Source organism: Pseudomonas sp. UBA6753 (genome assembly GCF_002453565.1).
Taxonomy (GTDB): domain Bacteria; phylum Pseudomonadota; class Gammaproteobacteria; order Pseudomonadales; family Pseudomonadaceae; genus Aquipseudomonas; species Aquipseudomonas putida_Z.
In genome coordinates this window covers 129,642-143,437 of record NZ_DKHD01000014.1, presented here as the reverse complement: position 1 = coordinate 143,437, position 13,796 = coordinate 129,642, and the positions used below count along the sequence as shown (strand labels likewise).

The 13,796-nt window shown below is 54.9% G+C and carries 9 protein-coding genes; all 9 read right to left on the bottom strand.

The annotated features are described in order from the left end of the window. The 9 genes from pglZ to mads1 all read right to left on the bottom strand — a co-directional run bounded on the left by pglZ (nucleotide 1) and on the right by mads1 (nucleotide 13,785). Nucleotides 1–2,514, bottom strand: coding sequence for a BREX-1 system phosphatase PglZ type A (gene pglZ, locus B2790_RS06845; RefSeq protein WP_041506099.1), 2,514 nt, complete (start codon nucleotides 2,512–2,514; stop codon nucleotides 1–3). Further along, nucleotides 2,511–4,388, bottom strand: a complete 1,878-nt coding sequence (locus tag B2790_RS06840; RefSeq protein ID WP_041506100.1) for a DUF262 domain-containing protein — start codon at nucleotides 4,386–4,388, stop codon at nucleotides 2,511–2,513. Before B2790_RS06840 ends, pglZ begins: the two co-directional genes overlap by 4 nt. 3 nt (nucleotides 4,389–4,391) lie before the next feature. Continuing rightward, the gene (gene pglX / locus B2790_RS06835) at nucleotides 4,392–6,164 is read right to left on the bottom strand and encodes a BREX-1 system adenine-specific DNA-methyltransferase PglX (protein WP_156155245.1); all 1,773 of its coding nucleotides are present in this window, start codon (nucleotides 6,162–6,164) and stop codon (nucleotides 4,392–4,394) included. Further along, nucleotides 6,161–6,874 (bottom strand): hypothetical protein, encoded by a 714-nt coding sequence (locus B2790_RS06830; RefSeq protein WP_041506102.1) that lies wholly within the window; start codon nucleotides 6,872–6,874, stop codon nucleotides 6,161–6,163. The genes pglX (B2790_RS06835) and B2790_RS06830 overlap by 4 nt, the downstream gene beginning before the upstream one ends. Next, complete coding sequence (gene pglX / locus B2790_RS06825) at nucleotides 6,871–8,679, bottom strand: BREX-1 system adenine-specific DNA-methyltransferase PglX (protein WP_041506103.1); 1,809 nt, start codon at nucleotides 8,677–8,679, stop codon at nucleotides 6,871–6,873. The genes B2790_RS06830 and pglX (B2790_RS06825) overlap by 4 nt, the downstream gene beginning before the upstream one ends. A 79-nt stretch (nucleotides 8,680–8,758) precedes the next feature. Then, nucleotides 8,759–12,313 carry a BREX system P-loop protein BrxC gene (brxC, locus tag B2790_RS06820; protein WP_041506104.1) on the bottom strand — a complete coding sequence of 1,185 codons (3,555 nt, stop codon included), beginning with the start codon at nucleotides 12,311–12,313 and terminating at the stop codon, nucleotides 8,759–8,761. A gap of 11 nt (nucleotides 12,314–12,324) precedes the next feature. After that, nucleotides 12,325–12,981, bottom strand: a complete 657-nt coding sequence (locus tag B2790_RS06815) for a DUF1788 domain-containing protein (RefSeq protein WP_041506105.1) — start codon at nucleotides 12,979–12,981, stop codon at nucleotides 12,325–12,327. Continuing rightward, a complete protein-coding gene (locus B2790_RS06810; RefSeq protein ID WP_041506106.1) occupies nucleotides 12,978–13,589 on the bottom strand; it encodes a DUF1819 family protein in 612 nt (203 codons plus the stop codon). The genes B2790_RS06815 and B2790_RS06810 overlap by 4 nt, the downstream gene beginning before the upstream one ends. Next, nucleotides 13,582–13,785, bottom strand: coding sequence for a methylation-associated defense system helix-turn-helix domain-containing protein MAD1 (gene mads1, locus B2790_RS06805; protein WP_025297450.1), 204 nt, complete (start codon nucleotides 13,783–13,785; stop codon nucleotides 13,582–13,584). Before mads1 ends, B2790_RS06810 begins: the two co-directional genes overlap by 8 nt. Between the last annotated feature and the right edge of the window lie 11 nt (nucleotides 13,786–13,796).

Below are 13,796 nucleotides of genomic sequence, written 5' to 3'. Positions count from 1 at the left end.
TTAAAAATCGAATTCACTGGTGAACGAACGACGAATCGTATACCGAGTGGCCTTGTACTGGGTGAAATGCGAGGTGCCTTCAACCTGCTCTTCGAGTCGCAACTCAACCTGCTGGTTGTTTGCTTCATCGGCTTTTCTGCTGAGGATGAAGCGCACCGACAGCTCGCGCTCACGCGGGTTATCGGACGCGAAATCGAACGTCAATTCATGCGAGTCGGAGATCAGCTCCCCGTCCAGGGTATACAGGCCTGCACGCAAGCGGCGAGCTTGTTTCTTCTCGGTGACCGCCTCGGACTGATACAGCACAACGGCCAACTGGCCGGTGGTGATGCTTCTGCTCCCGCCACCGATGAACTCGACGTCGACACTGCCTACATCGCTTTGGCGCTTTTTGTTGATACGCACAACCGGGATCACCACTTCTTGCAACGTGGCTCCGCCATGTACGAACCGGCTGCCAGAACCTTTGAGACGCAAGCGATTGATCGACTTAGGGATCTGCACATCCAGCGATCCTTCAAGTCCCAGCTGTTCAGGGGTGAAGGTTCGGAAACCTGCCTGGCTGCGCAGACCGCGCCCCAGGACGAAACGCCGGTCCCGATAGAGTACCTCGTCGCCTTCCGGCACGTTGCTGAGAAAATCGCTCTCCTCCAGCGGTCGGTGCTGGTAGATGAAGCCATGATCTGCGGTGACTAACAGGTTGCTGGCATTGGCATTGGTCAGTTTCTTTATTAGCCGGACCAGCTCGGCCAATGTCTCTTCTGCCGCAGCAAATACCCGTTCCTCGGTATCTCGCGTGTCGCCAGTCTTATCGATCAGGTTGTGGTAGACGTAAACCACATCGTTATCACGCAGCAGCGCTCGCGAATCCGCCTGGTTCATAGCCAGCAGGTCCTTGGCCAAAACAACAGCAGAACTCGGCACCGCAGCAGCAAGGATCTTGCCGCGATTAGTCGAGCCCTGGGCGCTCTGACCATCCACTATTGCATCGCCGCTATCGTTTTCAGCCAGCTGCAGTGCCTGGTTAGGTAGCAGTGCGGCCATACCCAGCTGTGTGTAGCTCGGCAACATGGAAAGCGCCGGTTCCAGCTCGGCCTCAAAGCGGTCTTCACGGCGAATCAGGCTCTGCAGCTCTTCACCTACCTCATAACGGAAAGCATCCGAGATCAGTACGCAGACCTTGGTCTTGCGCTCCAGGAAAGGCTTGACGCAGCGGCTGAAGAAATTCCGCTGCAGCATGATCGGAGCTGCCGTCCAGCTTGTTGCAGAGTCCACAAACTGCTGCCAACGATCATTAAGGCGCGCCAGATAGTTGTTGGTGTACTGGTTTTCGATCTGGGCGCTGAGCTCCTCCAGCAAGGAGGCCTGGCCAGACTTGCGCGCATGATAGACGAACTTGCGATACAGCTGATCCAGCCGATACCAGCTCTTCGCGTACTTCTCAACGCCATCGGCCAAGGAGGTCATTTCCAGCTTGGCAGCATCCAGCGTCTGCAGGAACTGCGCAGCATGATCCAGCGCCAGATACACATCCTCGAAATGGCTGAACCAATGGCTCTGGCGCCGTTGACGCACAGACTGCTCGACATCGGCAGCAGTCGCCGTTCGGGCAACAATCGCGCGAACCAGCTCACTGAGGATCTTGCGGTCGATCAGCTCAAAGTAATCAAGATCAAGGAGGGCTCGATAATCAAGCTTATGCAGCTTGTCACCAATCTGTAGTACCTCTGCACACTGCGCAGAGAGCAGTTCGAAGCTGCTCTCATGCGAACGACTGTCCTTCCAGCGCCGGAGAAAGACTAAGGACTCCCCGTACAAACGTGCCTTGTACTCAGGATCCGTGCCCATCATGAAGCAGGCCTTGAACAGCTCGATCACGAAATCGTGCAGTCCCGGCTGGTCCGACACATAGCCGTAAGCGCGCTTCATCTGCTCCCAGAGGAAGCTATCCAGGCCACTTGTTTCAATAAGCTTGATGCGTGTGACTTCCGCATTGGCGAGCTCAGCCAGCAACTCCTCAACAATCACATCCAGTCGCGGCTCACCCTTTGCACCAGCACAAACTGCAAGCATCTTGAAGCGCAGCATACTGTGCGAGTCGCCCGGCTGTAGCAGCTTATGCAACTGCTCACGCCGCTTGGCCGCAGCAAAGAAGGCAGCATGCTCTTCCAATACCGGATAGCAGTCTGGCCCTAACTCTAGCTCGGCCAACCAAAGAGCAAGCTGGTCCGTGCGGAAGGTATTGCCGCTGGCCAGTTGTACATCAAGCAACCAGTTATCCAGATAGGCTGGCTCTGCACCCTCGCGATACAGCAGAAACTTCTGCTCGGGCTGCTCGCGCAGAATGCGGTACTTAACACCGAACTCGTTGTTGGCCAGCTCGATTTTCTCGACACCCGGCAGCTCTAGGGATTCGAAATCTGCACGGAACTCCAGACGGTTGTCGTACCAGAAGACAATACGCTGCTTCTCGAACAGGTTGGTCAGAGCCTGGTTAATCTTCGAGTTGCTCATACCACAGCCTCGGTTTCTTCCTCTTCATCCAATATTTCTTCAGACGCTGGCGGCTGTGGTCCACTGACCACCACATTGCTACGCAGGCGCTGTAGAAGGGCCTCACGCCGTGCATTGCAGAACGCCTGGAAGTCCTCAAACTGAAGGCTGTCATTCTCGTCTAGCAGCAAATCGGCTCGTTTGATGCCGCACCCTTTTTCGGCCAGCCACTCGATCAGCGGCATATCCTTTTTCGAGCGGTTCTGCGAAGCATTCAGCAGGTGCAGATTGGCAATTGAATTCCAATTGACTGGGTTCTGGTAGAACGCCATCAGCTCGGAGTCATTTTTAAGAAAGCCTTGCTTGGAGAGCTCTGCCTTGGTGAAGGCACTTTGCGGATGCAAGTGATCGATGTCCAACTGCAGGTTTTCATTGATTTCGGGGAACAACAAACTCAAGACCGAACGACACCGCGAGTCCCCATACTGGATATCGAGCAACCCTCTGAGGTACGCCTCGTCAAAGCGCAGATCCTTGTTGGTCGCAGTGAAGGCTTCAATGATCTCGTCCAGAGGGAATGCCTTCTTGTTGATGTGCTTGTTAATCAGCCGCTGCATTCTCGTCAATACACCATCCGCTTGACCGCCAAACACCCCGCGCAGCAGCACCATGTGCAGCCAGCGAGACAGTGCTAGGCGCTCATCGCGCAACTGGTTGATGTTGTTGATGCTTAGATAAAGCGGCTTGTCCTGGAATGACTGCCTGTACAGGTAGAAAGCCAACGGGATGACAGCATTCTTTGCTCTCAGCGAATGATCATTTAGCCCGAACAGACGCAACAGCTTGAAGGTTGCGACAATGCAGGATCGGATCTGCGACCATTGCGTCTGGATAACACTGACCTGATCAGCGTCGAAGTTCTTGACCTTAAACCGCACATCGGCACCGATCAGCATCAGGCAGGTCTTCAGAACCCAGTCTCGACCAATCGAAAACTGCATCTCTGAACTCTGCCTTACCTCCGCAATCAGCTCATCAATGTCCTTGCGTGCGTCACCCTGCCAGTTAGCAATGGCGATGGACATTAATAGGTCGGAGAACGCCAGCGGCGTACCACCGCTGTTGGTACGAATGAACACGTCAAGGACATGGTCGATATCCTGACTTTCCTCGTTGTAGTAGTGGATAACCTCGTCCCGGCGAACGAGGTGGTACAGACGATTCAACGTCTTAAGTGCAAACCTGTTGCTGGCCAGCCCGCGCTCCGTCAGGTAAGGCAGCACAACCTCCATCAGGATCTCATCATCAGATCGCACATCGGGCAGTTCCAAAACCTTGCCCACCTCAAACCAAAACGAGGTGCTATCGCTCTTATACGTTGCTACCTGCTTCTCGGTCAGAAACCGGAAGTCGTACTGAGCCATCGACTCATTGTCTTCCCCTTCAACACCCTTGCTCAGATTGAGATAAAGCCGGCGCGGCGGAAGGACCTGATCGTTGCGCGTATTGGGCCACCAGACTCGGGGCTGCTTATAGGCGTACGTTCCTTTTAGGCCGATGTAGATTGAGGTCAGACGCTGCTGCCCATCTATAACCGCCTTGAAGTCTTTGAAGTCCCCCTGGGTCGGGACATAGTCGTTAGACTCCTTGAAGCGCTGGCAGTAGTCAGTCAAGAAGCTGTAAAAGCGGTATTTATTCTTGATCTCGGGGCTCGTCACATCCCACATCATGAATGTGTTGATGGGGTACTCACGCATCAGTGAGTCAAAGAGCGTACAGATCTGCTGCGTCGACCAGACAAAATTGCGCTGGATTGCCGGCAACAAAAACGTCCGGTCATCGATGTTGCGTATGGCCTGGCGAATCGTGATCGCCTTTTCGAAGCTACCTGGCATAGATCAGTCTTCCTTGGCTTCCAATCCCGGAATCTTCTTCAGGGCTGCGCCCAGCTTGAGGTAGTTGACCTTAACGCCATCGTCCAGATCGAGCTCGACCTGTTCGGTCGCCAGCGGGTAAAGCGTATCGCGCTCGTAATCATCCAGCTCAATAAGCTGTTTTTTGATGGTATCGGCTTCCTTGCTGGCCTTGGTCTTTTCGCTTTGGCTGGCAGATGGGTTGATAGCTACCTGCTGCAGATAATCCAGACGCGAGGCGAGCTTCTTGCGAAAGTCGCGCAGGTAGTTGAGCACGACGCTTACTGTGTCAGGGCGATAGCGGTGCAGATAGACCAGTGCGCTGAAGGTGCCCTTGGGGCTGCTGAACAGCCAGTAGATGGGACGCTTCTTGTAGCGCTTCACATGGTCGTTATAGAACTCGCCCAAGAAGTAGTCGCGCAGGCTGTAGTTGCGCTTGCCCTTGACGTTGAGCGCTTGCTCGATAAAAGCCAGGTTGTCCTCGTAATGCTCATCACCAAAGGCCACGCGCAGAAACTGGCGGAAGCGCAGGGTGATGTCGTCCGGGAACCAGTCACCATCGAGCAGCGGGATCACGTTATCGTCATCGGCCGGGAACGTAGGCTGCGGCACCTGGGCCAGATAGTCCGCCAGCGTCTCGCCCTGGTTAGCCAAGATCAGTCCCGGCTTATCTAAACTGTAGCGACCAAACATGCAGCCCACAGCGTAGCTCACCAGCTCGCGCATGGTGTCGGCCAGCAGCAGAGCTTCCAGCTCCTCCTCGCTTTTGTCCCCGCCGTAGCGGTAGTGCGGGTTGCAGGTGAGCGTGATCTCGTTCAGCGGTACATCGGGCGTCAGTTCGTCCTGTAGGCCGTAAGCGTCAATAAAGATACGATTGTTCTCTTCCTCTAGGCGCTGCATTTCTAGCGTCATCTCGCGCCAATGTGTGCGTAGCTTTTGGTAGCAGGCCTTAAGTGTGGGCTCGCGATGGATGGTGTGCAGCAGAGGGAGGTTTCCAAAGCCCCAGGATGCTTCGTATGAATTCCAGTCGTCCTGAGCAATAGCAACGCACTTCTTAGAAATACCCTCAACATCCGAGCGGATAAACTTATCAGGATATGGGAAAGACTGGTAATCCCCAATCTGAAAATGCAGAGTGGGGTTTAGCATTTTGGCCGTAAGCTTGGAAAACTTAGTATTCAAATAGGCCAAAATTGAATACTTCTCCACGCCAGCCTGCGGAAAAGCACTATGGCCGGATATATCGTAAACACACCCTGGAGGTAACGCTCTCACTGATAGGTGCCCACTGGTTACGTCCGACCAAGTAATACCTTCCTGAAAGTAACAATCCGTATTTTGCGGGCGTGAGCGAAGCTTCCCTTTTTCATCTTTGAAATTCCTGATCTCCTCTCCATCATTTTTCCAATTTACAAGCCACTGAAGGTTTCCGTACCACCGACGAAACTCTCCACCCTTGTTATATGGGAACCACTTCTCTTTTAGTTTTGTGGTTTCAGCACAACTCTTTGCTTGCATAGAAAAGCTGCTCGCCGAAACTTCGTACCAAAGCCTTGCAAATATCGAATTATCTCCAGTAGCCAAGCCTTGCCGCGCTTTTGTTTTGTTGCCTAAGTTTTCGCTAGTCTCGAATATGTTCAGGAAGGCATTGCTAACCCAATAGACGATTGGCTCTCCTGGGATTTTTCTGAAATCCGCAGCCGACGCGCGAAAAAAATATTTCGCCCGTTCATGCTCATGACTGTTGCTCTTGCTCATTCTTTTTCTCCCGCCGGCAATACCTTGCGGCCAAAATCAATTTCAAATCCATCCGGCACCGGTTTGAACGGTTTGGCCGGCGAGCGATAGCTGCTCTGGAACTGGCGCAGCGCCCGCACGTCAATCTCGCCGATCACGCAATAGTCGGTCACACCGCCCTTAACTCTCAGTACGTCACGATCCCAGCTGTCTTTTGCTGGTGCGCGAATGCGGCTGTCTCCATATTGGCGGTCATTGCACTGGATGATGTAGGCGTGCATATCCAGCGCGGCAGACTCCACCAGGGCGTTGAAGGTCTCGGTGTCCTGGTTCCACTCAGGCACAAACAACGCGTCCACCTTGCCGCGCAGGGCGGCACGATAGCTGATGTTGGTCAGTTCGCTGCAGATCAGCAGGGCAAACCGCAAGTCACCATGCTGCAGGATGGGCGGTGTTCGCCACGCCTTGTCAGGTTTCAACTCCAAGCCAGCCAGGCGCTGCAGTTCACGTTCCTCATGCAAAGCTGGGCGCTGTTTGTCCTGCCGATAGATCATCAACGAAGGGAAGCCCAGGCCATCGTGCGACAGCGCAGCCCAAACCTGGTTGCGCACGCGCCCTTTACTGACGTGCAGGTATTCAATGCCAGTGATCAACGAAATGCCGCCCGGCGTGAAGTCGATGGCCAGATCGGTGAAGGCAATGAAGTTCTTGAGCTGCAGGTTGGTGATCATGCAACCCTGCCTTGAATGATGGCTTTGGCCATCATTTCCATCTTTTCCGCTTCCGAACTGCCATCCACCAGGCGCATGTAAGCGCCCCGGTAATCGGGCTTGTGGGCGTTTTCCAGCACAAAGGCAGTGGTCGAAACAACTTCACCGCCAATACTGTCGAAGGCCCGTGCACCCAAGTGCGCCATGGATAGGATGGTGTGCTGATTCAGGATGCGGCTACGCAGAGACTCGAAGGAGGAAAGGAACATCCAGCTCTGCATGGTGATCATGGCAACAGCTCCTCCCTTCACCGTCAGATCCAAGTTGCGTTCGATGAACATCGCAAACAGGTCGGATTTGCTGCTCGGGAAGTTCTCCTTGGCCCAAGTGCTCAAGCGAGGGTTCATGCCCTTACCGCCCATGTAAGGCGGGTTGGCTACGACCACTGCATAGCGCGGACTCAAGGCATCAGCCATGCGCAGAACAGTCAGGACTTTCTTGTGCGTCTCGGCCAGGAACAGGTTGCTGCTCATGTCCTTACTTTCCAGCGTGGCCAGCACATCGGTCACGTTGGCAACCTTCGGCACGATCAGCGAGCCGAAGTTGTCGGCTTCACTGAACTGCTCCAGCGTTTCGCGAAGGCCGTAGGTGAACAAGTCACGGCCGACAAAGCTCATATACTCGTCCAGCTCTTCGCTGCTGAAGCTCACCTTTTCCAGCACGCAGATGTTCGGCTTGACGCCTTTATTGAAGAAGCGGCGCTGGCGGCCACGGGCCTTCATGGTGAGCGCGAAAGCGGCCAACTCACCGGCGCGCTCATCCAGCTCGATGCCGAAGAGGTTGTGAGTGAGGATCTTTTCCGGGATCTCGGCCGGGTCATAACCCTCTTCTTCGTACATCGCATACAGCAGGTCGAAGGCGTAGGTGAGCATGTGACCGGAGCCGCACGCCGGATCGCAGACTTTTATGTCCTCTGGTCCGGTGATCTTGAGGAAATCACTCTCTGGCTTCTCTGGCGGGATGTAGTACTCCATTTGCTCTTCTAGCCGTGAGTTGGGCCGGTTGAGCAACCAGAGTCGGCCCAGCGAGTTGTCCACCAGATAGCGCACAATCCAGTGCGGGGTGAACAGCTGAGTAGCAGCCGGGATGTTCTCCGGGGTGATCTTTTGGTTCTTCTTCAACCCTTCGAACACCGCGTCCTTCTTCTCGGAGATGTAGAACTGGTACAGCCAGCCGATCACCTCAACATCTTTGCAGGCGTCAGGCGTCATGGCTTCGCGCGTGTAGGCCAGGATAGAGTTGCCCGAAAGCAAATCATCGGGCATCAGCAATTCGGTGTAGTCGTCGATGCGCTCGAACAGAAAATCCATCGACTGGTTCCAAGCGTTGCACGCGGCAACGACCAGCAGACGGTAGGCTTCGCCCTGTGAGTCAGTACTTGGTGCACGACCCGCCAGAAGATCCAGGACCTTCTGACGAATCTGGCTCGGGACCATCTCTTCGTCGATATGCCCCATCTTGGCTTCAGCCAGGATCTCAGGTTGAAACTGCCCCTCAGCTGGAGACACTACGCCGATGCGGGTGTAGCGATTTACGTCCATGAAGCGCAGGGCACAGAAGCGGTTAAACCAGGTGTAGGCAACACGCTCTGTCACATTATCGCGACTGGAGTTGCTGATCAGTTTTTCCAACTCAGCCACTACCTGGGCCCGCTCACGACGTGCAGCACTTTGCGGTGCCAGTACCACATCCAACTTGCCACTCACCTGATCAAGCAAGGTGCGACGTGCGTATTGAGCAAATTTCTTGAGTTTGCTGGTATCCATCAATCCCCCACTCAGCCATTCAACCGAACGGCCCTAGACTTGGCCTCGCATCGGGCGGGCCAGTTGTATTTATTCAGTGTCAGATCTGCACACGGTTGCCGGCCTGGATTTCTTTCAGCCAGGCTTCACGCTGCTTCTGCAGGTAATCGTCCAGCTCCGCTTCACTGGTCAACCAGGGCTTCGAGTAGCCAACTTTGATATGACGGGCCGGCACGATGCGAGGCTCCGCCACTTTCAGCGTCGGTTGTTCAGGCGTGTCAGTGCCCAGCGCCTTAGTGCTCTCGGGTCGGTTAGATGGCACAGGCGGCTCAGAAGGGGCCGGCTCCGGACGAGCCAGCTGATCAAGCTTGAGTAACAGCTGAGGGTATTGCTCGTCCTCGAAACGATTGCGCTGGTCACGAATGACTGCAATGAGCTTCTGCCCTTTCAGTTGCTGCTTAGCCTGTGCGAAGGGGGCTGAGAGCTGCTGTTTCTGCGCCGCGTCGAGAGCAGCGTAACCCTCAGCGCCCTGCAGGCGCTGCTCCAGATCGTCGAGCAACTGCTCACTGGTTTTTTGCTCGCTGGCTAGCTGGTTGGCAATGGCAAGCTGAAGCGCCTCCAACTGCTGCCGTGCTTGTTGAAGACGATTGCCTTGCCAGGGCTTTGCATCTGCAAGCACGGCTCGAATGGCGTCAACTTCCGCCGAGCCGACATAGGCAAAATTCTCTTGCTGCTCTTGCACCAGCAGACGAGCCTGATCGTAGATCTCTTTCTGCGGGCTTTTCATAAAGCGCTGCACAGGGTCGATGATCTGCTCTTTGGCTTCTAGCAGCGCATCTTCTGCGCGGGACAGATCCGTCAGGAACCAAGCTGGATTCTTGGCAGCTATTTCCTTGAGAGTCGCCAGCACACCGTCCAAGGCACTGAGGAAGGGATACTGCACCTTCTGACCGTGCAACTCAGCCAGATCGATCTCCAGCTCCTTGATGGCATCTATGGTTTCACGCGCCAGAGCGCGGGCTTCATTGCTGCTGGCCGGCTCGCCGATGAAATCCGCAAAGAAATCCTTTAATGCACGTACCTGGGACGCGCTGAACTCGATCTGCGGCTCCAACACCAGGGTAGCGTGGGCATTGGTATTGCGCAGGCTGCGCTCCAGCAGATCCCCTTCCAGGGGATTGCTGTCCTGACGCACCTCTACCTTGCCTCGCGCGCAAAGCAGGGCGAGGTTGCAGAGAATTGCAGCGTAGTACCAACCGTAGCTCTTGCGTTCGAAGCGCTCGAGCAAGCTCTTGACCGTGGTGCGAACGCCACTGCGAGCATTGGTCTGGATAAAAGCCAACAGCTCCTGCTCGGGCTCACTCAGGCTGGTAGCATCATTGCCAAGCAGTCCATCCTGCCCCTGGCGCAAGTACTTGCCAATATCAGCCTCGCTGAACGGCACATCCCGCAACATGCGCAGGTTCGGATAGGTGGTCTCGATGAGCTGGTAGAAACCTTTCAGAATTCGTGTCTGACCATCAGTACTGGGGGCTTCGATATCGGCAGCATTGATGATCAGCTGGGCACCTGCCAACAGCTGCTTGGCACGCTCCTGGATATCCGCAAGTCGCTCGGTGTTCTGGAAACTCTTGGAGTCGAGGATTCGCTTCACCGCCTCCTGTTGAGTGCTGCTGTTCTGACGAATGTACGTCTCAGTGCGCTTGTACATAGTCAGGTCTTGCATGAAACGCGCATCGGCAGGTAGCACGACACGCAGCTCGTCACGCCCCATGCTTTGCATACGCTGCACGGTGAGATTATCGAAGTTGTCGCTGAGCGGCGTTACGACATGAATGGTGAGTTCATGCTCCCGGCTGAGCACCCGATCATCCATCTTGCGGGTATAGGAGTAATCCTGTCCGTTCTCGTAGCGGATCTTGCGCTGCTTGATTACCCCATCAAAAAGTAGGACTTCCAACTCCTTGAGGATGTCCGCAGACTCCACCTCGGTGTTTTTGATCTCTTCCTCGATGTCCTTCTCTTCGTCAGTGAGGTACTCGTAGAGATCGCCGTTGCGCTGGATGTAGGTCTGCTGCTCAAGCAGGTTGAGTGCGGCTTCCAGCTTCTTGCGTTGGGCGGGCACGTCCTCGCCGAAACGCTCCAGCATCAACACACTGAGGTTGCGCAGGGTGGCCTTGAACTCCTTGACGTACTTGACCAGGAACAGAGCCTTCAATACACGGATGGCATATTCGTCCCCCAAGTGACGCTCGGCGTTGTTGATCGCGCTCTGGATTGCGCTTTTCAGCGCGCCACGAATGCCTTCAAACATTCGGTCGAAGGTGGCGAGCTGGCCAACTGGTTCGTTCTCAATGGCGATGGCCACCTCTCGGAACACGCCGAGCATGGAGCGCTCACCTACCGAATTGGCCTTACCTTCAAAGCCATTGTGCAAAGAAATGCCACGGATGGCCGACTGGAACAGCGGGAACTGATACGGCACAAACGGATAGCAGTAGGTGAAATGCTCCAGATCTCGGAAGTTCTGGTAATGCTGGCCGCCATCGGCGAACTCGAACAGGGTCTTGAAGTTATTGAACTGCTGGTCGTAAACAGTTTTCAGCAGATCTGCACCGCTATCATTCTTGGTCAGCAGACGCTTCTGGATCACCTCAGCCACGTCAGCGCTGGTGAGCTTGAGACGGTTAGCAAAGCGAGCCTGGATCTTGGTGAAGTCATTACTCTGCTGCTTGCTCATGTCCCCGAGCACGGAGTTCATATCCTCTTGGGCGGTAACGATGATCCAAGCCCTCCCCTGACACTTAGTCGCCAGGCTTTCGGCGACTGTCTGCAAATTAGTCATCAGCTTGGTATTTTCGGCGATGTATTGGCCTACCTCATCGACGAAGAAATTCAGGCGGAAATTGGCTGGCTGCTTGTCTAGCCAGGCTTTGACCTGATTGCCGAAGTCCTCGATGGAGACGCTGTACTGGGTGCGGTACTTGTCGAGGATTCCCTTGGCCAGAGTCGGATCTTCACCGGTGATCTGCGCATAGGCCTTGGCAATGTTGCCGGACTCCAGCAGGGCCTGCTCGCGACCACGCTCCCAAGGCTTTTTGGCGATGGATTGGTAGGCCTCCTTGAAAGCATCGAACTGCTCGCGGCTGTCGAGATCACGTTCGAACTGGGCAATGTAGCCCTGCTTGCCGAAGTAGCCGCACATCTCATTGAAGACCTTGACGAAGACCGACAGCAAGGCGTCGATCTGCGTCTTGCTGATGATGTCGGCCTTCTGGTCGATGTTGAACAGGATGCTCTTCGAGGGGATGGCGACAGCCTGCTTGAGCTTGCTGCGCAGCAGTGCATCATCCTCGTGGATCTTGGGAAGGAAGATATCCAGGGCAGAGGAGCCATCGACGCGGCGGTTTTCCAACAGAAGCGCCAGCATCTTCAACAAGTGAGATTTACCCGACCCGAAGAAGCCAGACACCCACACGCCATTGGCGCCATGATAGTCAGTGTAAGCATCAAGGAAGTGCTCCAGGCGCTTGGCGACCTCGTCAGTCAGCACATACTCGCTCAGCTCGTTGTAAAGGCTGGCTTCATCATCAGCTTTGATCACCCCTTCAATAGGACGGCTGACGGGGTTCAGGAAAATGCCGTTGAGTTCCATCTACTGCTTCCTCAGGCCTGAGTCTCAAAAATGTTGAATGCGCGGTAGTACTTGTCGTCATGCAGCAAGCCAAACAGCTCCAGAGAAGCCCCCTGCTCCAGCGAGTACCGGTACTCGCCGGGAAAGAACATAACAGTGGGCTTGGACTTGGCCGTGCTTTGCAGGTTGTTCAGCACGTTGTGTGAACGGATGTAGGGGAACACCTCACCGATGCCGGAGAGGAATAAAACGTCGTACTCAGCAACTTCCAGTCGCTCGCCGATAGCGGGGATCAGATACTCCTCGATGCCCAAGACGTTCTGCAGAGTCTCCAACAGCTGTTCTTTCTCTACCTCAGGCTCAATGGCGAGTAGGTCATCCCAGAGGCAGCCCTGCTCACTACTGCCCTCTCGGGCCTTGAGCAGCTCAATGGACAAGTCATACAGGTTGATTTCCAGAACCTGGATGCCTCTTCCCTGAAGACAGGGAATGCTCATGTTCGCCAGCCGCGTTACCAGCTGCCGGCGTACACGCTCCATCTCCACCGCTTCAGCAGCCTTGAACTCGCAGATGTAAAAGGGCAGATCGTTGTTCAATCCCCTCATTTCAAGGAAACGCTGACCACTGATTACGCCTAGCAAATGATCGAAGCGAACGGCCATTGGCTGCTCGCTGATTTTCCGGTTCATTGAAGCCAACGCTTAATCTCCTGATCAGTTACGGGGTAGATAAGCAACTCTTCCTTACCCCTTTTGGCCAACAGCTGGGCCAACGCCGGCGACAATAGGGCCGGCTGAATTTGTAGCGAATCACCAATCAGATCCGCTTCTCGCATCATTCGAAATAGATTTTGTTTGAGCTTTTTTTGCGTCGACTCAGCGATCTGATCTAGCTCAACGTGCCACAGAGCTTTCCTGCTCCAGAATGCGTCGAAGTCGATCGAGGACAGGACGCGCCGCCTCATCAGTAGATGCTCACGAAGCACCTCCATCGCGAACTCGCGGATAAAGGTGTAGCGCCGGGAACAGGCAGCCCAGAGAAGGTATCCCTGGTCCTTCCTTTTCCCCTCAACCAAGGCCTCAAGCTCACCTACATCCAGGTACTCCAATCGGGCGACAATCTCTTTACTAATACGCGTGGCAGCTGCTGCAGTACGCACCTGCAACAGGTTCATCTCACGAACCTGATCACGAGCCTCTTGCCAGTCATGCTTCATGAGGAAAAGCTCAGCCACAGGCGGTGACTCCTGAATGAAGAGCCCACCTGTGGTGAATGACAAGCGGTATGGATCAGCCATGCGCCGACTCCGAGGCGGCATCATCACTGGCACCGCCAGCTTTAACCCACGCGTCCACCTCAGCCTTCTGGAACTTCCAGAGCCGCCCGACCTTGTGCGCGGGCATGTGCCGCTTTGCGATCCATGCATAGACAGTGTCCTTACTCACGCCCAAGTGTTCGCCAATTTCCTCTACGCTCAACCACCGATCGGTCATTTCCAGATCCA